Raw genomic sequence first — 18052 nt, 5'->3', positions numbered from 1 at the left:
TTTTTCACCAGCTTGCCTCGCCTTCGGCGGGGTTTTTTTGCTTTTCTGGCGTTGGCGTTGGCGTTGGCGTTGTTGCGTGGGTGGGGTTACCTGCGTGTGCGGGCGGAGTGTGGGGTGTTTGGGGTGATTATGGTGGGGTTGGTGGTCAGGAGGGTTTTTGCTGTCAGGCCGAACATCTTGTGGAAGGTTTCGCTGAAGTGGTTGGGGGAGGCGAAGCCTGCGTCTGCGGAGGCTCTGGTCAGGTTCGCTCCGGTGGTGAGCGCTGTTGCTACGTGGGTCATTCGGGTCCAGAGGCGGTAGCGTCGGAAGGTTGTTCCCGCGTTTGCTGTGAAGAGGTGTTGGAAGTGGGTTGGGGAGAGGTGGAGCTGGGCTGCTAGTTGGGGGGCGCTCAGGTTCGGGTTGGCTTGGAGGGTTCTCATCGCGGTTTGGATTCGGGGGTCCGGGGCGCGGTTCGGTCGTGGGTGGGGTACGGGTGCGCCGGTTGTGTGGACTGTTTGGATGAGGGTTTCTTCGTCGCGGTGGTGGTAGGCGATTGTTTTTGTTCGGACTTCCATCCTGGTTTTCGGTTCATCGGTGTCCGAGTAGGTGAAGAGCATCCGGCCGGTTGTCGCTATCAGGTGGTGATGGGCTCGGGCCGGGATGAAGGCGCTTCTGAGTCGTTGGGTTCCTATGTCCGCTGCTCGGAGTTCGAAGGGGGCGTCTATGCCAAGGGCCAGGCAGTGGACTGCTCCCGCGTGGGGGTCGAGGTCGAGGGCCGGGCCGAGGTAGGTTGCCCGCCCCGGTTGTATCCACAGAGTCGGCTCGTCAGGACAGCACGTTTCTGAAAGCGGGCGGTCGTCCACGGCTCGATGATCTCAGGTGTGCGGGAATTCGAGAAGAATGTCGGGCGGGGCCTCCTTGGGGTTGCCGCGCTGATCAACTTGTTGCCCGGGGTTGGCGCGATCTCGGTTTCGTTCGCGCGCTCGGCTTACGGGGTGTCGATCGATGGCGTCGACATGGCGGTGTTGCTGAGGCATCGAGCCGTGCTGTTCGTGATCCTCGGGGTGGGCTTGCTTGTCAGCTTGTTCCGGCCGCAGTTGCGGACGGCCGCTGTCAGTGCCAACGCGGTCAGTTTTGGCGGATTCGTTCTGGTGGCTGTGCTGAGTCAGCCGGTGAACGCGCAGCTGGAACGGGTGGCGTGGATCGATGTTGCCGGGCTCGTCGCTTTGGGGCTTGGCAGTGTTCTGCTGCGGAGGTGCCGGTCCTGAACCGGCACATTGTTGACGGGGTGCCAGGTAGAGTTCTGGTGTGCGGGAACGCGGTGGTTTCTGGGTTGGGCTGTTCGCCTCGGTGTTCTACCCGTTCACGTGGGCGTTCGCTCGTCGGAGCATTCGCGGCGCGGAGCGGTTCCCGGCGCAGGGGCCTGCTCTTCTCGTGTTGAACCACCCCTCGTACATCGATCCGATCGTCGACGCGATCTTCGTGCACCAACAGGGGCGGGTGCCTCGGTTCTTCACGAAGCACACGTTGTGGAACGTTCCGTTGCTTGGCCGGGTTCTCGATGGGGCCGGGCAGATCCCGGTGTACCGCGGGACCGAGAAGGCCGGGGACAGTTTGCGCGGCGCGACCGATTCGTTGCGGATGGGCCGGTTCGTTGTCTTCTACCCGGAGGGCACGCTCACCCAGGATCCGGATGGGTGGCCGACGCAGGTCAAGACCGGGATCGCGCGGGTGGCGCTGGCCAACGACGTACCGGTGATCCCCGCCGCGCGGTGGGGAACCAGGGAGATCTTCGATTCGAGACGCAGGAAGTTCCGGCCGTTCCCGCGCAAGCGCGTCGACATGGTGGTCGGTGAACCGATCGACCTGAGTGCCTATCGTGGCAAGGAGGTCGACGGTGCGTTGTTGCGCGAGGTCACCGAGGTCATCATGGATCGCGTGCGGGAGTTGCTGAAGGAACTGCGCGGGTGAACGTCGTGCGGGTGTCGAAGTTCTTGTCGCGGCACCTGCGCCACCGCCCGGAGGACATCGGGCTGTCGTTGGACGAGGGTGGCTGGGTCGACATCGAAGAACTGCTGGCGGCGTGTGCCCGGCGTGGTGGCGTGCTCAGCCGCGAGGACCTCGAGTTCGTCGTCGCGAGCAACGACAAACAGCGATTCGCCGTGGACGGGAACAGGATTCGCGCGAACCAGGGACATTCGGTCGTCGTCGACCTGGGCCTCACCGCCCAGCGACCGCCCGACGTGCTGTACCACGGGACCGTCGCCGACAGCCTGGAACGCATTCGCGCCGAGGGGTTGAAACCTATGGCGCGCAACGACGTCCACCTGTCATCCGATGTGGACACGGCGGAACGTGTCGGCGCCAGAAGGGGAAAGCCGGTCGTCCTTGTCGTGCAGGCGAAAGCTATGCACGAGGCAGGCCACGAGTTCCGGCTCGCCGAGAACGGCGTGTGGCTCGTCGCGGAGGTTCCGCCGCGATTCCTTCAGTGACAGCGGTTTCCACGTCCGCCCACGTCAGGGTCGGGGTTGCCCACTCCGGTGGTTCGGCCTTGCGCGCGCCGAAGAGGTAGAGGTTCGGCACGATCCCCCGCATGTGGCTCAGCACGTCCGCGCGGTCGTCGACGAAATGGGTGATGCCGAGTCGCTTGCAGTGCTCTGCTTTCTCCGGGCGCTTGCGGCAGAACCGAGCGTTGGCGCGGAGAATCCCCGTCGCGGACCAGAAACCGTTGTGGTCAAGCCATTGCATCGTGCGTTCCTGGATCCGCTCGCCCGCCTTGGACACGATCCAGACCTTGCCGCCGAACACCTCGGTCAGCCTGGCGAGCGTGTCGAACGCGCCCGCCATCGCCGGGGTGCTCATCGCATCCTCTACGGATCCACTGAGGAACACCGTGTCGTCACCGCCGGGGTGCGACGAACCGTCGTTGATCACTCGGCCGAAGTCCACGCCGAGTCGTAACTCCTTGTGCATGCCGTCATCGTGGGGGATGGAAGGCTCAAACTGAACTACTGAAGTAGACGCTCCTATAGTTTGACGTTATGTTTCCCGGCGAGTCGTTGCCCGCGTTCCTGGTGTTCGCCGAGCGGCTGAACTTCACCGCTGCCGCGCGTGACCTGCACATCTCGCAACCGGCCCTGCACGTCAAGGTGCGGAAACTCGCCGAGGCCGTCGGCCGTCCGCTGTATGTCCGACAGGGCAGACGGCTGGTGCTGACCAGCGAGGGCGAGGCGCTGGCCAGGTTCGCGCGTGAGCGGGCCGACCAGCTCGACCAGTTCCTCACCGAACTGGCTGGTGAACAGCGCAGAGTCGCACTCGCCGCGGGACAGGGCGCCTATCTCTATCTGTTGGGGGACGTGATCGCGCGTGAGTCCGAGCGGTTGCGGCTGTTCACCGCGTCTCGTGCGCAGACGCTGGCGCTGGTGCGTGACGGACGTGCGCAACTCGGGGTGTCGGTGCTCGACGAGCTGCCCGATGACTTGGACACGGTGAAGCTCGCGACGTACGACCAGGTCGTGGTGGTGCCGCACGAACATCCGCTGGCGCGGCGTGAACGGATCCGGTTGAGCGACCTCGCCGGGACGCGGATGGTGCTGCCGTTGCCGACGCAGCCGTTGCGGGTGACGCTCGAACGCCTGCGTCTGGTCGCGGACTTCGAATGGGAGGTCGCGGTCGAGGCAGGCGGTTGGCCGTTGATGCTGCACTTCGTCGAGCTCGGTGTTGGTGCCGCCGTGGTCAACGGATGTGTGCGCACGGACTTGGCCACGGTTCCCATTGTCGACCTGCCGTCGGTGCCGTACTACGCGATCCACCGGCCGGGCGCGCCCGCCGACCGGCGAGTGGCGCAGCTGCTGGCCCAGATCCGTCAGTCGCTTGGTTCAACGTGAAACAACGGGGATGATCGAAGGTGTGACTCAGGCGGCCGGGGTGGTCTTGGCAGGCGGTTCCGGCACACGTGTCGGTCGGGACATCAACAAGGTCTACCTGCCGATCGCCGGTCGGCCGATCCTGGCGTGGTCGCTCGAGGCCTTCGCCGCGCACCCCGACATCAGCGCACTGGTTCTGGTCACGCGCCCCCAGGACGTCGAACACGTCGAAAAGATCGTCGACGGGATGGACGTCGACGTCGTGCCCGGCGGTGACACGCGCCAAGGATCCGAACTCGCCGCGTTGCGGCATCTCGCCGACCGGATCACTTCCGGTGAGATCGACACCGTCCTGATCCACGACGGCGCCCGCCCGTTGGTCAGTGCCGATCTTGTTGCGCAGGTCCTGCGGGCTGCGAGAAGGTATGGCGGCGCGATTCCCGGCTTGCCGAGCGAGGACCTCGCGCTCGCGACCGACGGCCACGTCACGCCGATCTCCGAAGAGCTGGTCGCGGTCCAGACACCACAGGGTTTTCTGGCGGCGCCGTTGCTCGCTGCCTACGAGCAGGCTGCTGAGGAGGGGTTTGTGGGGACGGACACCGCGTCCTGTATCGAGCGGTTCACCGACATCCAGGTCCGGTGGGTGCCCGGTGAACAGCGCAACCTCAAGGTGACGTTCGCGCACGACCTCGTTGTGGCCGAACGGTTCCTGGAGTCGCGGTGACCCTGCACGCCCATCTGCTGGACTCGCTCGGCCTCGCGCTGACCTCCGGCAGGTACCCGCCCGGCACGATACTCCGGCTCGACGAGCTGACCAGTCAGTACGGCGTGTCGAGAACCGTGGGCAGGGAAGCGGTCCGCGTGCTCGAGGCGTTGCGGATGGTGCGCAGCCGACCCAAGATCGGGCTGATCGTGCTGCCCGTGGCCGAGTGGAACCTGTTCGACCCGCAGCTGATCCGCTGGCGGCTGGCCGGAACCGACCGCCGGGAGCTGCTCGGGCAGATGTCCCAGTTGCGTGCCGCGGTCGAACCGGTCGCCGCGGGACTGGCGGCCACCAAGGCGTCGGCCGAGCAACGCGGCGAACTGCTGCGCCTGGCCGGCAAGATGCGCCAACAGGCGATCGCCGGTGACCCGCTCGCGTTCATCGAGGCCGACATCGAGTTCCACCGACTGGTCTTCCTGGCGTCCGGCAACGACTTGTTCGTGCAGGTCGGCGAAGTGACCACCGAGGTGTTGCACGGCCGGGCCGAGCTGCAGCTGTTTCCCCCGAACCTGCAGAACGCGGCACTGGACTGGCACCTGCTCGAAGCGGACGCCATCGCAGGCGGCGACGCGGCCGAGGCGGAACGGGTGTCGCGGTGCATAGTGCTCGACTCGGCGGCCGAGGTCGACCGCCTGCTGGAAACCTGAGTCCTGGCAGCGCCGGGCCAGGACCCAGGGGCTGCTCTCAGCCGGTTACCGCTGCGGTTTGCTTCTGCTTGTTCCACAGCCGGGCAAGTGTCCACGTACCCGGTCCGAAGAACGCGATCAGCAAGAAGATCCAGCTGTAGACCGCGGCGAGTTCGCCACCGTTCTCGATCGGCCACAGCGCCTTCGGCTGGTGACTGGCGAAGTACGCGTACGCCATCTCACCCGAGCAGATCACCGCGGCGACCCGGGTCCCGATCCCGAGCAGCACGAGTGAACCAGCGATGAGTTCGATGACAGCGGCATACCAGCCCGGCCACACGCCGAAGGCAACCACTCGTCCCGAGGGGATGCCGAACAGCTTGGCGGCCCCGTGGCAGACGAACAGCAACCCGACAACAATCCGGAACAGCGAGAGCAGGTCTTCCCTGCGCCTCAGGACGTTGTTCATCCGTACCCCTTACATATGCAGGATTCAGCAAGGTGCGGAGGCATTTACGCCCGGCGGACCGAGATGGTTCAGAGGAGTCGTGCGACGCGGCCCACACTGTTTCTGGTTGACTGGCGAACCTATGAAGCGAACGACTTCAGCCCTGCTGCTGGCGTGTTGCCTGGCTGCCTGCTCGACCAGCCCCGACGCAGGGGAAACGCCGCCGACCGCACAGCGCACACCGTCCGCGCCGACGACCACCCAACCTGAGGGACCCCCGCCTCCGCCGGAACCCGTCGCCGACGGTCCGTGCCCATACCTGGAGAGCGCCTTCGTCGCCCAGGCCAACGGTCAGCGCGCCACCAAAGTCCGGATCTCGGCGGACAAACCCCACCCGACCTGCTTCTTCTACCGCGCGGACGGCAGCATCCAGCTGACCGCACGGGTCTACGTCGGAACGGCCAAGAACGCCAAAGCACTCGTCGACGAAGCAGCCCCGATCGACACCTCCAACCCCGCGACGTCCCCAGCGGGCTGGAAAGGCGGATCGATCGGCGCGGCAAAGGGATCGACATACGCCGTGGCAAAAGAAGGTACCGCGGTGATCGTGACGACCAACCAGGCCCAGTCCATCAAGGCACGCCAGGTCGCCGAAAAAGCCATCACCACACTGGGGCTCTAGCAACCCAGAGTCACCGCAGTCGGGAGGCAGCTGCGTTCGTGGCGGCGAACGGGTGAATTTCCAGTCTTTCAAGACGAGCAGGAACCCTGCTCCCCTCCGCCCGAGTACCAGGAGGGGAACAGGGCTTTCGCCGAGTGGTCAGCTCTTTCGCGGGGTGGTTGTCTTCGCCGGTTGTGGGCGGCCGTTTTCCTGCTGCTTGGCCTGGTCGGCTGGTTTCTCGTCTTCCGTGGTGCGGGGTTCCGGCGTGAAGACCTCTTCCTCCTGCCGCGCTGCCGCCTTCGAACGGACCACTGCCGCGGCGCCCGCCGCGGCCACGAGCAGCGCGATCAGCCAAGGCCAACGGCGGCGACGCTTGGTCTCCACGCCGGTCATCTGCTGTGCCGTCTGCTTGGCCTTCTTCGCGGTCTTCGCCAGGTCCTTGCTGGTGGCCTTGGCCTTGCGGGCCAGCTTGCGGCGGGTTCGGCGGGTCTTGGTCGCGACGTCCCCAGCGCTTTCGACCAGCTTGTGCTCAACCCGGCGGACCGCGTCGACGGCCTTGTCCACCGCCTCTGGGGCCCGAGTCATGTGCCTTCACCTCGTCATAGGGTCGCGGGTGGTTTCCTGATAGACAGGTTCCCCATACTGCCCCTTCCGAACCGTTCCCGCTTCGGATGGCACGATTGAGGCGTGGCAGACAGCAACGAATCACTCGTCGGGATCAAGGTGACGGCCACCCTGCAGACTACGCACGGTGACATCCGTCTGGCCCTTTTCCCTGATTACGCCCCGAAAACCGTGAAGAGCTTCGTCGGGCTCGCCGAGGGCACGAAGGAGTATTCGCCGCGGAACGCACAAGGCGGCACGTCCGGCCCTTACTACGACGGGTGCCTCGTCCACCGGATCATCGACGGCTTCATGATCCAGACCGGCGACCCGGACGGGACCGGTCTCGGCGGTCCCGGCTTCACCGTGCCGGACGAGTTCACCGCCGAACTGCAGTTCAACAAGCCGTACCTGCTGGGCATGGCCAACATCAGCAGGCCGAACACCAACGGCTCCCAGTTCTTCATCACGGTCAAGCCGACGCCACACCTGAACTTCAAGCACACGATCTTCGGCGAGGTCGCCGACCAGGAGTCGCGCACTGTCGTCGACGCCATCTCCCGTGTCCCGACCGACGGCGACGACCGTCCGGTCGAGGACGTGGTGATCAACCACGTGGTCATCGCGCGTGACTGACCAGGTCTGCGTGCGGCACCCGGACCGGGCGACGGGGCTGCGCTGTGTCCGGTGTGAACGGCCCGCCTGTCCGGAGTGCCTGCGTGAGGCCTCGGTCGGGTACCAGTGCGTCGACTGCGTGAACGAGGGCAGGCGCACGCAGCGGCGTGCGGTGACCGTGGCGGGCGCGGAGTTGAACACCAAGCCGCTGATCACGCCGATCCTCATCGTCCTCAACGTGGCGATCTTCGTGCTGACCGCCGTCGAGGCGCAGAGCATCAGGGACAATGACCTGTCCTACTGGTCGCAGCTCGGTCAGCTCTGGACGCCCGCGGTCGCCGGTGGCGACTGGTGGCGGCTGATCACGAACGGGTTCCTGCACTCCGGGCCGATCCACCTCGTGGTGAACATGGTCGGCCTGTACATCCTCGGCCGGGATCTGGAAGCGCTGTTCGGCCGGATGCGGTTCACCGCGCTCTACATGGTGTCGCTGCTCGGCGGCAGCACCGCGGTGTTCATCTTCGACTACAAGCGGCTCGTGCAGACCTCGGCGGGCACAGTGCTGGACTACGTGCCCACTGTCGGTGCGTCAGGCGCGATCTTCGGGCTGATGGGCGCGCTCACGGTCGCGGTGATCAGGCTGAAGCTGCCGCTCACGCCCGCGCTCGGCGTCATCGGGCTGAACCTGGTGATCACGTTCACCCTCCCGAACATCTCGTGGCTCGGGCACCTCGGTGGCCTGGTCACGGGCGGGTTGGTCGCGCTCGGGCTGCTCTACCCGCCCGCGCGCATCCGGACGAAGGTGCAGATCGCGACTTTCGTCGGCGCGGTGATCCTGCTGGTCGGGCTTGTGTTCGTCCGCGACAGCGGGTTCGACCGCCCGGCGACGTGCACCTACGACTACCCGCAGGTCAGCTGCTACCGGCTACGTGCGTAGCTCGCGCAAGGCGTCAGCGACGTCCTCAGGCGGCGTGCCGAGATCGATCCAGCCGAGGACGACCAGGTCGTCCTCGGCATCGAGTTCCAGGGTGCTCACCTGGCGGCCGAGCCTGCGCGTGCGGACCAGCCGGACGTTGACTTCGGCCCAGGACCACTGCCGCCTGCCGGCCAGCTTGCGGAGCTCAAGGCCGTTGCTGTCCGCGGCGAGCCGCGGCCTGGCGAGCGTGCCGTGCAATGCGAGCAAGGCCGCGACCAGCGCGGCCATGCCGACGAGGACGCGTCCGGCGGTGTCGTCGGAGAGCACCGCCCAGACGGCCCCGCCGACCGTCGCCACCCAGCCGAGGGCGACCAGGACTGGTGGCGGTGACCAGACAAGACGGGTCTTTGGTGACGTCACGTGACGATGCGTCCTACTTATCCACAAGAGTTGTCCACACTGGGGATGAGTTACATCCTTGTGGTTCAGTAACGCTGGGCTGAACGGGTGGAAACCGGGGTCCCACTACCGAGTGAACAGCACGGTTCAGCGCCACCGCATGGTCATCAGCAGACCACCGATCATCAGCGCGAACCCGATCGCGAAGTTCCAGTTGCCCAGGTCGTTCATGAACGGAATGGACGGACCGGCGATGTAGTTGACCACCAGCCACGCGAGACCGATCACCATCACGCCGAGCATGACCGCGATGTACAGCGGATGCGAAGGGCCGCCCCCACGCACCTTCACCGGGGTACGGCGATCGCTGGCGGGCGCCGTGTAGACGCTCTTCTTGCGAACCTTGGACTTGGGCATCGTGTCCTCGCCTGGCGTTATGCGTGTGTATACGGCGGCAGACGGAGGTCCGTAACTGCCGCCGTGGGAACACGTTAACGTAGTCGAAAAGGCTCGCGAACCACCAGGGGAGTACGAGTGGGAACTCACGAGGGTGACTACGACTCGGGACGCCTGTACGGCGAGCTGGGGGACCGACCGCCTGAGCCCGGTGACCGGGCCCGCAACGTGGTCCGCAACGTCGGCGAACTGCTGATCACCGCGGGCATGGTCGTCCTGCTGTTCGTGGTCTACGAGCTGTACATCACCGACCTCTTCTCGGCGGGCAAGCAGCGCGAGGCCACGGCCGCCCTCGACGACCAGTGGCAACACCCCGGTGCGGACGTCGTCGAAGGCGGCGAACGGACCAACAAGATCGAGCTGGAAGACGGCAAGGGCTTCGCCAAGATCTACATGCCCCAGTTCGGGTCGGATTTTCACTTCACAGTGCTCGAGGGCACCAGCGACAAGACGCTGGAGAGCGGACCGGGCCACTACAAGGGCACCGCGTTGCCGGGTGAGCACGGCAACTTCGCGATCGCTGGGCACAGGGTCGGCAAAGGCGCCCCCTTCAACGACCTCGATCTGCTGCAATCCTGTGACAAAATCGTGATCGAAACCGAGGGCAGCTGGTTCGAGTACCGGATGCTGCCCAAGGAGGACGAGGCCCCGAAGTGGGACTCGGTCCGGACCAAGAGCCCCAAGTGCCAGAAGGTCAACGTGCTCGGCGCCGACTACTCGAAGGTCTTCGGCCGGGACATCGTGAAACCCTCGCAAGGAGGGGTCATCTCACCGGTGCCCTACGCCCCTGCGGGCACCAAGCCGGGTGCGGCGTTGTTGACGCTGACCACATGCCACCCGAAATTCTCGGACGCCCAGCGGCTCATCGTGCACGCTGTGATGACCCTGCAGGTGGCCAAGAACCCAGCCAACCCCGGCCAACCACCGGCCGGGATGCTGGAGGACAGCTGATGTACGGGTGGATCTGGCGCAAGCTCCCCGGACCACTGGCGGTGCGGATCACCATCGCCACGATCCTGATCCTCGGCGTGGCCGCGTTGCTGCTGTTCGTGGTGTTCCCGTGGCTCGAACCGAAGCTGTGGTTCAACAACGTGACCACCGAGCAGTGACGGTCCCCTGCTTCAGAAGTGGTTCAGCAGGTCCGTGAAGCGTTCGAGGTGCAGGATCCCCTCGTCCGCCGGGTCCAGCTCCTCCTCTTCCAGGATCCACGTGTGCACGTTCGGGATGAAGACCGCCTTCATCCCCGCCGCTCTGGACGAACGGATGTCCGACTTCGGGGAGTTCCCGATCATCCACGTCGTGTCCACGTCGAGTGCCAGTTCCTTCGCGAGCGCCCGGTAGGTGTCCGGGTCCTTCTCGGGCACGATGTGGATGCTCTTGAAGTGGTGCGCCAGGCCCGACTTGTCGATCTTGCGCTGTTGTTCGTCCGTCGCGCCTTTGGTCAGCATCAGCAGGTCGTGCCGCGTGCCCAGTTGCGTGAGGGTTTCCGGGACGCCGTGGATCAGTTCCACCTGGTGGTTGATCAGCGTCACCGCCAGCTGTTCGATCTGCTCGCTCTCCGCGCTGGACACGTCGCGCTGGTAGAGGTGCTTGAAGGTGTCGTGGAGGTTGCGCAGCAGCGCTTTCGTGCCGTAGCCGACGGTCGCGATGTTCGCGCGCTCGATGTCGTCCAGGATCGGCCTCAGCTGTGCCCGGTCCATCGTGGGGTGGGCCAGCCAGTCCAGGAAGTCGTTGATCACCCGTTCGAACAGGACGTTGTTCTCCCACAGGGTGTCGTCCGCGTCGAAGATCAGCACACCGGGCAGGGTACGGGCAAAGTGGTACGGGCGCACCACTTTATTGCCGGACCGCTCGGACCACCCAGCCGACCGCGAACACCGCCAAACCGATCAGCACCGAGCTGACCGGCAGGAACGCCACCAGCACGGCACAGCCCACCAGACCGGCCACCGCCACCGGACTCCGGTTCATCGACCACGCCGAGGCGTTGGTGATCGCGTAGTACACAAGCACACCGAACGACGAGAAGCCGATCGCGCCGCGTACGTCGAAAGCGAGGACCAGGCCGCACACGACGACCGCGGCGGCGACCTCCGCCTTGTGCGGCACCGAGAACCTGGGGTGCACCGCAGCGAGGAAAGGCGGCAGGTCGTGGTTACGGGCCATTGCCAGCGCCGTGCGCCCCACACCCGCGATCAACGCGAGCAGCGCGCCCAGGCTTCCAGCCACCGCACCGGCTTTGGCCAACGGCGTGATCTGCGCGAGCGGAGCCGACGACTGGGCCAGCTGCGACGGCCCCAGCACACCCAGCACTGTCGCGCCGACGACCAGGTAGATCACCACCGCCATGGCCAGTGCCAGGAGGATCGCGCGGGGGATCGTGCGGTGCGGATCGCGGACCTCCTCGCCGAGCGTCGCGATCCGCGCGTAACCCGCGAACGCGAAGAACAGCAGCCCGGACGCCTGCAGGATCCCGACACCGTCCCAGGTGACCGGTTGCCACGTGGCGTGGGGCAGGCCGATGACCACCACCGCCACCAGCACCGCCAGCACGACGGCCAACAGGATCCTGGTCAGCGCCGCGGTCCGGGTGATCCCCCGGTAGTTCACCGCGGCCAGGGCGAGCACCGCCGCGATCGCGAGAGGTTTCTCGTAACCCGGCGCCACGTACGACGCGAACGTCAGCGCCATCGCCGCGCAACTGGCGATCTTGCCCGTCACGAAACCCCAGCCCGCCGTGAAACCCCACCACGGGCCGAGCCGTTCCCGCCCGTAGACGTAGGTCCCGCCGGACTGCGGGTACCTGGCGGCCAGCCGGGCGGACGACGAGGCGTTGCAGTACGCCACGAAAGCCGCGATCACCAACGCGACCAGCAGACCGGAACCCGCTGCCGTCGCCGCGGGCGCGAAAGCCACGAAGACGCCCGCGCCGAGCATGGACCCCAAGCCCATTGTCGTCGCGTCGACCGTGCCCAGCCGACGCGCGAGCTGCCCACTCACATGAGCGATCGAAACATAATCGCTTGGTCGCGTTGCGGCCGAATAGCATGTCGGCATGCGCGTGCTGGTGGTCGACAACTACGACAGCTTCGTCTACAACCTGGTGCAGTACCTGGCCCAGTTGGACGCGGAGTGCTCCGTGCTCCGCAACGACTCGCCGGAACTGGCGCTCGACGGGTTCGACGGGGTGCTGGTCAGCCCCGGCCCCGGCACACCGGAGCGCGCGGGCCGCAGCATCGAGCTGATCAAGCAGGCCGCCGACCGGCGTGTGCCCGTCCTGGGCGTGTGCCTCGGGCACCAGGCGATCGGTGTGGCGTGGGGCGCCACGGTCGACCGAGCGCCGGAGCTGCTGCACGGCAAGACCAGCCAGGTCCACCACTCCGGTGCCGGTGTGCTCGCCGGGCTGCCCGACCCGTTCACCGCGACGCGCTACCACTCGCTGACCGTCCTGCCGGAGACCATCCCGGACGAGTTCGAGGTCACCGGGCGCACCGAGACCGGCATCGTGATGGGGATGCGGCACCGCGAGCTGCCGATCGAGGGCGTCCAGTTCCACCCCGAGTCGGTGCTCACCGACGGCGGCCACCGGATGCTGGCGAACTGGCTGGCGGCGTGCGGCCACCCCGTCGCGGAGAACAAGGTGGCCGAGCTGGAACGGGGGATGCGGACCCTGACCGAGGCCGCAGTCCTCCGCTAGCTAGCAGTTCGGCGACTGCGACGGGGTGTCGCCCGCGGGGAACGACGGCACGTTGGTCGCCGGGGCCGTCGAAGTGGTCGTCGTACCCGCCGGGGCGGTGGAGCCGCTGGTCGGGGGTTGCGTCGGCTGCTCGGGGCAGTCGGCGGCCTGGTTCTCGTCGCGCCACGTCGAGATGGTCCTGCGCGCCGCTTCCAGGTCGTTGACCGGCAGCCCCTCGTTGGCCTTGGTCTGGTTCGCCGTGGTGAGGCTGTCGACCTTCAGCGGGCTGCACGAGGCACCGGACCCCGGCGCGCACGACCCCTCGACCTTCCGGTGCAGTTCCACCCCCAGCACCGTCCCCCGGACGCCCTGGAAGACCGAGATCTCCCCGGCCTCGCCCACACCGACGTAGTAGTTGGTGTAGGCGAGGTACCGGATCCCGGCACCGGCGAGCGCCAGCAGGATCAAGGCCGACGCCACGATGATCGCGATCTTGCGGCCGCGTTTCCTCGGCTTCTCCTGCGGTGGCGGCGGCGGTTGCTGCAGCGTCGCCTGCGGCTGCTGCTGCGTGGGCATCGCGACCGGCTGCCGAGGCGGTGACGTGGTCGGGCCGACCGGCTGCAGGTGGTTGCTCGACGCGTCGAACGCCTGTGTGACCTGGGGCTCCTCCTCGACCACGTCGGCGACGATGACCGTCACGTTGTCCGGGCCGCCGCCCTGCAGGGCGAGCTCGATCATCTTGTCCGCGCACGCCTGGCGGTCGGCGATCTGGATCGTCTCGGCCAGCTTCTCGAAGCCGACCACGTCCGACAGCCCGTCCGAGCACAGCAGGTACCGGTCGCCCGCCCTGGTCTCACGCACCTGGAGGGTCGGCTCGATCACCTCGTGGCCGACCAGTGCGCGCAACACCAGCGAACGCTGCGGGTGCGTGAGCGCTTCCTCCGCCGTGATGCGGCCTTCGTCCAGCAGGGACTGCACGAAGCTGTCGTCCCTGGTGATCTGGTTGAACTGCCCGTCACGCCACAGGTACGTGCGGGAGTCCCCGATGTTGGCGAGGCCCAGCCTGCCGCCGCCGAACAGGATCGCCGTCAGCGTCGTGCCCATGCCCTCGAGGTCCGGGTCCTGGTCGACCAGTTCGGCGATCGTGGCGTTGCCCGAGACGACCGCCTCGTGCAACTTGCCGAGCAGGTCGTCGCCGGGGACGTCCTCGTCGAGAGGTGCGAGCGCGGCGATGACGACCTTGCTGGCCACCTCTCCCGCGGCGTGCCCGCCCATCCCGTCCGCGATGGCGAGCAGGTGCGGCCCGGCGTACACCGAGTCCTCGTTGTTGGACCGGTGTAATCCGCGGTCGCTACGTGCCGCGTACTTCAGCGCAAGGGTCATGGCCAGCGTGGGCTCTCAACGGGACCGGTCACCGTTGCGCGAAGTCGCCCAACCATTGCATTCCGCCTTTCCGGACACTGCGGCGTCCAGGTACCGCCAGGCCGAGATCTTGGGGCAACAACATACAAAACCATCGATCACACACCGCAGGGCGTCCGGTCAGCCACCCGGCCTGATCTGTCTGAAGACCGAGACGTTGACCGTCTGGTTCTTCGAGATCTTCGTCCCGGGCGGTGGGTCCTGCTCGTCGACCTGACCGAACTTGCTCGGGTCGTTGGTGGTTTCCGAGGTGACCTTGAAATCGCCACTCCAGCCCGCGTTGCGCAGCGTCTGCCGTGCGACGTTCTCGTTCATCCCGACCAGGTTCGGCATGTCGATCTGGTCCGGGTTCGGCGTCTGCGTCGACTGCTGCTGCCCCTTGGAGACCTGCAGGGTGATCGTCGAGTTCGGCCTTGCCTTGGACTTCGGGCTCTGGTTGACCACGATGTCCTTGGGCTGGTCGGAGTCGACGTCGGTGCGGGAGACCTTGAACCCCTCCGACTCCAGGTTGGACTTGGCCGCCGCGAAGTCCTGGCCGACGACGTTCGGCACGTCCTTCTGCGCCTGCGCCTTGCCGATCGACAGCGTCACCTTCGTGCCCTTCGGCACGTCGAGGCCGATCGGCGGGTTCGTGCTCGCCACCTTGTTGACCAGGGCGGTCTCGGAGGTTTCCTCGGTGGCGTCGTCCTGTGCGGGGACCAGACCGGCCTCGGTGATGAGCCTGATGGCCTCGTTCTTGTCCTTGCCCTTGACGTCGGGGATCTTCACCGTGCTGGCGCCGCGCCCGATGAACAGCTTCACCGTGCTGCCCTGTTCGATCTTGCTGGGCGCTCCCGGCTCCTGGCGGATCACGCTGCCGACGTTCTCCGCGGTGCACGGCGGGGCCTGGCCCGGTGCGGCAGGCTCGCACTTGAGGTCTTCGGTGCTGACCTTGAAGCCCAGCTTGGACAACTGGGTGCGAGCGGCGGCCTCCTGCATCCCCGTCACCGACGGGAGGTCCACGAACTGGGTGTTCTTGTCATTGCCGGACAACAACTTCGTGGTCAGCCAGATACCGAGCACGATCACCGCGACGACGAGCAACGTGATCAGCGCTGTCATCCACGCCTTGCGGCGCTTGCGTTTGCGCTCTTCCTCGTCCGCGTCGTAGTCGTCGTAGTCATCGGCCATCGCATCCGGCCGGTGACGGCCGCGCGGGGTGTCTGCGACGCGGGTCTGCTGGCCGAGCATCGCCGTGCGGTCGTCCTCGGTCATCACCATCGGCGCGGACGGGCGTTGCCCGGACAGCACGCGGACGATGTCCATCCGCATCTCCGCGGCCGACTGGTAGCGGTTGGCCGCTCCCTTGGCCATGGCCTTGAGCACGATCGCGTCGAGCTGGGGGCTGACGCGGCTGTTGACCTGCGACGGCTTGCGCGGGTCTTCCCGCACGTGCTGGTAGGCCACGGCCACGGGCGAGTCACCCGTGAACGGCGGCTCACCGGTCAGCAGCTCGAACAACACGCAGCCGGTCGCGTAGACGTCGCTTCGTGCGTCGACGGCCTCGCCACGGGCTTGTTCCGGGGACAGGTACTGGGCGGTGCCGATCACCGCGGCGGTCTGCGTGACGGCCGCCTGGCCGTCGTGCACCGCGCGGGCGATCCCGAAGTCCATCACCTTGACCGCACCGGTCTTGGTGATCATCACGTTGGCGGGTTTCACGTCACGGTGGATGATGCCGTGCCGGTGGGAGAAGTCGAGCGCCGCGCAGACGTCCGCCATGATCTCCATGGCGCGCTGGCCGGGCAGGGGGCCTTCGGTCTTGACGATGTCGCGCAGGGTCCGCCCGTCGACGTACTCCATCACGATGTACGGCAACGGGCCGTACTCGGTGCGCGTCTCCCCGGTGTCGTAGACAGCGACGATGGCGGGGTGGTTGAGCGCGGCCGCGTTCTGGGCCTCACGGCGGAAGCGTTCCTGGAACTGCGGGTCCCGTGCCAGGTCGGCACGCAGCACCTTCACCGCGACGTCACGACCGAGCCGAACGTCGCGACCTTTGTGAACCTCGGACATGCCGCCGTAGCCGAGCGTTTCGCCCAGCTCGTAGCGATTGGAGAGCAGTCGCGGTGTCGTCATCGCTGCGTTGTCCCGCTCCTAGTCAACTTCTCGGTCCCATCATGCCCGCTCTTGCCGTTCCGCCATGCCGTTTTCATCCAGCTGGCCGGTTGTCCGGGTCGCACTCGACGGTCACCGCCGACCCGGGATCCACCTGACCTGTCGGCTTGACGCTTGTCACGTAGCACGTCCGCAGATCCTGCGCCGGTCCGCCCGACAACCGTAGCGATCGAACATCCGGTCGCAGACCAGCCTCCCGTAACCGCTCGACTACCACAGAGGCGGGGTGCCCGAGCAGTTCGCCCGCTTTCACCTGGTTCACGGCTGGACGTCCCTGTCCGTTCGGCTCACCATATGTCGGTTCGTCCGGCGGGAAGGTGACCCCGGGGGTTGCCTGCGTGGCGCTGGGCTGCCCACGACCGGGCGCGTCCGACGGAGGTGTGCTCGACCCCGCCAGCTTCGGCACCAGCACCCACACCACCAGCACGACAAGCGCCACCAGCAACAACGCGAGCAACGTCCACAGCCACGCGCGGCTGCTGCGTTGTGGTTGTCGCGGTGGCATCGGAAACGAGCCGGTGCCGTGCGCCATCGGCAGAGGCATGCTGGTCGGCGCTATGCCCGGATGTGTGCCTGTATGGGTGACAGGGTGTGCCGCCGCCATAGCCACACCTGATGGGGTGGGCAACGGACGACCGGCACGAACCGCGGCGACCGCCGCGGCGAACTCCCCGCCGTCGCTGTAGCGCTTGCGGGGGTCCTTCACCAGCGTCGCCTCGATGACCGCACGCGCTCCAGGCGGCACGTCCGGCGGCAACGGCGGCGGGATGTCGCGGATGTGCATCATCGCCACGGTCACCGCGTTCTCCGAGAGGAACGGGCGGTGTCCCATAAGGCACTCGTACCCAACAACCGCCAACGAGTACACATCGCTGGCCGGCTCGGCGTCCTGACCGAGCGCTTGTTCAGGCGCGATGTAGTGCGCCGTGCCCATCACCATGCCCGACCTGGTCACCGGAGCCGCGTCGGCGGCCTTCGCGATGCCGAAGTCGGTCAGCTTCACCACGCCCGCCGGGGTGATCATGATGTTGCCCGGCTTGACATCCCGGTGCACGTAACCGCTGGTGTGCGCCGCCTGCAACGCCACACCGGCCTGTTCGAGGATGTCCAGCGTCCGGTCGGCGTTGATCCGGCCTTCCCGCGCGAGGACCGTCGCCAACGGCTCGCCCTCGACGAGTTCCATGACCAGGTACGCGGTGTCCTGCGGCCCGTCGGGAGTCGCCGCTGTCTCGCCGTAGTCGTGGACCGACGCGATGCCCGGGTGGTTGAGCGACGACATGGTCCGCGCCTCGGTACGGAACCGGTGCAGGAACTCCGCGTCACCACACAGTTCGGGCTTGAGCACCTTCACCGCGACCGAGCGGTCGAGGCGCGTGTCGGAGGCCTCCCAGACCTCACCCATGCCACCGACGGCGATGCGCCGCACCAACCGGTACCGGTCGGCAAGCAGCTGCCCCGACGTCAGCAT

General features: G+C 66.8%; 23 protein-coding genes. 12 read left to right on the top strand and 11 right to left on the bottom strand.

The genetic code is table 11. The features are described from left to right. Positions 1-86: 86 nt before the first annotated feature. The gene (locus tag ALI144C_RS43170) at positions 87-842 is read right to left on the bottom strand and encodes a helix-turn-helix transcriptional regulator (RefSeq protein ID WP_143231210.1); all 756 of its coding nucleotides are present in this window, start codon (positions 840-842) and stop codon (positions 87-89) included. 18 nt (positions 843-860) lie between these two features. Here ALI144C_RS43170 and ALI144C_RS43165 point away from each other — a divergent pair, with 18 nt between their 5' ends. From ALI144C_RS43165 to ALI144C_RS43155, 3 genes are read left to right on the top strand one after another with little or no spacing between them, the layout of a single operon-like run. Then, complete coding sequence (locus ALI144C_RS43165) at positions 861-1247, top strand: hypothetical protein (RefSeq protein ID WP_083753901.1); 387 nt, start codon at positions 861-863, stop codon at positions 1245-1247. A gap of 40 nt (positions 1248-1287) precedes the next feature. Then, positions 1288-1950, top strand: coding sequence for a lysophospholipid acyltransferase family protein (locus tag ALI144C_RS43160; protein WP_076993074.1), 663 nt, complete (start codon positions 1288-1290; stop codon positions 1948-1950). Beyond that, positions 1947-2471, top strand: coding sequence for an RNA 2'-phosphotransferase (locus ALI144C_RS43155; protein ID WP_076993073.1), 525 nt, complete (start codon positions 1947-1949; stop codon positions 2469-2471). Before ALI144C_RS43160 ends, ALI144C_RS43155 begins: the two co-directional genes overlap by 4 nt. Here ALI144C_RS43155 and ALI144C_RS43150 read toward each other — a convergent pair. Beyond that, positions 2386-2952 carry a hypothetical protein gene (locus ALI144C_RS43150; protein ID WP_076993072.1) on the bottom strand — a complete coding sequence of 189 codons (567 nt, stop codon included), beginning with the start codon at positions 2950-2952 and terminating at the stop codon, positions 2386-2388. The two genes, ALI144C_RS43155 and ALI144C_RS43150, sit on opposite strands and share 86 nt — an antisense overlap. A 68-nt stretch (positions 2953-3020) precedes the next feature. Between ALI144C_RS43150 and ALI144C_RS43145 the strand changes: the two genes are divergently transcribed. Genes ALI144C_RS43145 through ALI144C_RS43135 form a run of 3 tightly spaced genes read left to right on the top strand, consistent with a single transcriptional unit; the run spans position 3021 to position 5255 of the window. Continuing rightward, positions 3021-3866: a LysR family transcriptional regulator gene (locus tag ALI144C_RS43145; protein ID WP_076993071.1), complete on the top strand. Its 846-nt coding sequence runs from the start codon at positions 3021-3023 to the stop codon at positions 3864-3866. Positions 3867-3888: 22 nt separating this feature from the next. Next, positions 3889-4569: a 2-C-methyl-D-erythritol 4-phosphate cytidylyltransferase gene (gene ispD / locus ALI144C_RS43140; protein ID WP_441297601.1), complete on the top strand. Its 681-nt coding sequence runs from the start codon at positions 3889-3891 to the stop codon at positions 4567-4569. Next, complete coding sequence (locus ALI144C_RS43135; RefSeq protein ID WP_076993069.1) at positions 4566-5255, top strand: FadR/GntR family transcriptional regulator; 690 nt, start codon at positions 4566-4568, stop codon at positions 5253-5255. Before ispD ends, ALI144C_RS43135 begins: the two co-directional genes overlap by 4 nt. Before the next feature lie 37 nt (positions 5256-5292). On the opposite strand, the gene ALI144C_RS43130 is transcribed toward ALI144C_RS43135, so the two are convergent. Then, the gene (locus ALI144C_RS43130) at positions 5293-5703 is read right to left on the bottom strand and encodes a DoxX family protein (RefSeq protein ID WP_076993068.1); all 411 of its coding nucleotides are present in this window, start codon (positions 5701-5703) and stop codon (positions 5293-5295) included. Positions 5704-5824: 121 nt separating this feature from the next. On the opposite strand from ALI144C_RS43130, the gene ALI144C_RS43125 reads away from it, so the two are divergent. After that, positions 5825-6364, top strand: coding sequence for a DUF2020 domain-containing protein (locus ALI144C_RS43125; RefSeq protein ID WP_076993067.1), 540 nt, complete (start codon positions 5825-5827; stop codon positions 6362-6364). 138 nt (positions 6365-6502) lie between these two features. Here the strand turns inward: ALI144C_RS43125 and ALI144C_RS43120 are convergent, their stop codons facing one another. Next, on the bottom strand, positions 6503-6928 hold the full coding sequence (locus tag ALI144C_RS43120; protein WP_143231209.1) for a hypothetical protein: 426 nt from the start codon (positions 6926-6928) through the stop codon (positions 6503-6505). Between the two features lie 102 nt (positions 6929-7030). On the opposite strand from ALI144C_RS43120, the gene ALI144C_RS43115 reads away from it, so the two are divergent. Together ALI144C_RS43115 and ALI144C_RS43110 are read left to right on the top strand one after the other, a co-directional pair. Beyond that, on the top strand, positions 7031-7582 hold the full coding sequence (locus ALI144C_RS43115) for a peptidylprolyl isomerase (RefSeq protein WP_076993065.1): 552 nt from the start codon (positions 7031-7033) through the stop codon (positions 7580-7582). Further along, positions 7575-8498, top strand: coding sequence for a rhomboid family intramembrane serine protease (locus ALI144C_RS43110; protein WP_076993064.1), 924 nt, complete (start codon positions 7575-7577; stop codon positions 8496-8498). The genes ALI144C_RS43115 and ALI144C_RS43110 overlap by 8 nt, the downstream gene beginning before the upstream one ends. On the opposite strand, the gene ALI144C_RS43105 is transcribed toward ALI144C_RS43110, so the two are convergent. Next, a complete protein-coding gene (locus ALI144C_RS43105) occupies positions 8487-8897 on the bottom strand; it encodes a PH domain-containing protein (protein ID WP_076993063.1) in 411 nt (136 codons plus the stop codon). The two genes, ALI144C_RS43110 and ALI144C_RS43105, sit on opposite strands and share 12 nt — an antisense overlap. 126 nt (positions 8898-9023) lie before the next feature. Continuing rightward, positions 9024-9293 (bottom strand): cell division protein CrgA, encoded by a 270-nt coding sequence (gene crgA, locus ALI144C_RS43100; protein WP_054287523.1) that lies wholly within the window; start codon positions 9291-9293, stop codon positions 9024-9026. 117 nt (positions 9294-9410) lie between these two features. On the opposite strand from crgA, the gene ALI144C_RS43095 reads away from it, so the two are divergent. Beyond that, positions 9411-10283, top strand: a complete 873-nt coding sequence (locus ALI144C_RS43095; RefSeq protein WP_441297600.1) for a class E sortase — start codon at positions 9411-9413, stop codon at positions 10281-10283. Continuing rightward, positions 10283-10441: a hypothetical protein gene (locus ALI144C_RS56040; protein WP_168211496.1), complete on the top strand. Its 159-nt coding sequence runs from the start codon at positions 10283-10285 to the stop codon at positions 10439-10441. Before ALI144C_RS43095 ends, ALI144C_RS56040 begins: the two co-directional genes overlap by 1 nt. A 12-nt stretch (positions 10442-10453) precedes the next feature. Here the strand turns inward: ALI144C_RS56040 and ALI144C_RS43090 are convergent, their stop codons facing one another. After that, positions 10454-11128, bottom strand: a complete 675-nt coding sequence (locus ALI144C_RS43090; RefSeq protein WP_237774594.1) for an HAD family hydrolase — start codon at positions 11126-11128, stop codon at positions 10454-10456. 40 nt (positions 11129-11168) lie between these two features. Then, complete coding sequence (locus ALI144C_RS43085) at positions 11169-12332, bottom strand: APC family permease (RefSeq protein WP_076993062.1); 1164 nt, start codon at positions 12330-12332, stop codon at positions 11169-11171. A gap of 55 nt (positions 12333-12387) precedes the next feature. Between ALI144C_RS43085 and ALI144C_RS43080 the strand changes: the two genes are divergently transcribed. After that, positions 12388-13029: an aminodeoxychorismate/anthranilate synthase component II gene (locus ALI144C_RS43080; RefSeq protein WP_076993061.1), complete on the top strand. Its 642-nt coding sequence runs from the start codon at positions 12388-12390 to the stop codon at positions 13027-13029. Here ALI144C_RS43080 and ALI144C_RS43075 read toward each other — a convergent pair whose 3' ends face one another. From ALI144C_RS43075 to ALI144C_RS43065, 3 genes are all read right to left on the bottom strand, one after another. Continuing rightward, positions 13030-14391: a PP2C family protein-serine/threonine phosphatase gene (locus tag ALI144C_RS43075; protein WP_076993060.1), complete on the bottom strand. Its 1362-nt coding sequence runs from the start codon at positions 14389-14391 to the stop codon at positions 13030-13032. A gap of 159 nt (positions 14392-14550) precedes the next feature. Continuing rightward, on the bottom strand, positions 14551-16545 hold the full coding sequence (gene pknB, locus ALI144C_RS43070; protein WP_076993059.1) for a Stk1 family PASTA domain-containing Ser/Thr kinase: 1995 nt from the start codon (positions 16543-16545) through the stop codon (positions 14551-14553). A 73-nt stretch (positions 16546-16618) separates the two neighbouring features. After that, positions 16619-18052 (bottom strand): serine/threonine-protein kinase, encoded by a 1434-nt coding sequence (locus ALI144C_RS43065; protein ID WP_076993058.1) that lies wholly within the window; start codon positions 18050-18052, stop codon positions 16619-16621.

This window comes from Actinosynnema sp. ALI-1.44 (assembly GCF_001984155.1).
In the GTDB taxonomy this organism is placed as follows: Bacteria; Actinomycetota; Actinomycetes; order Mycobacteriales; family Pseudonocardiaceae; genus Kibdelosporangium.
This window is presented reverse-complemented; position numbering and strand designations above follow the sequence as displayed.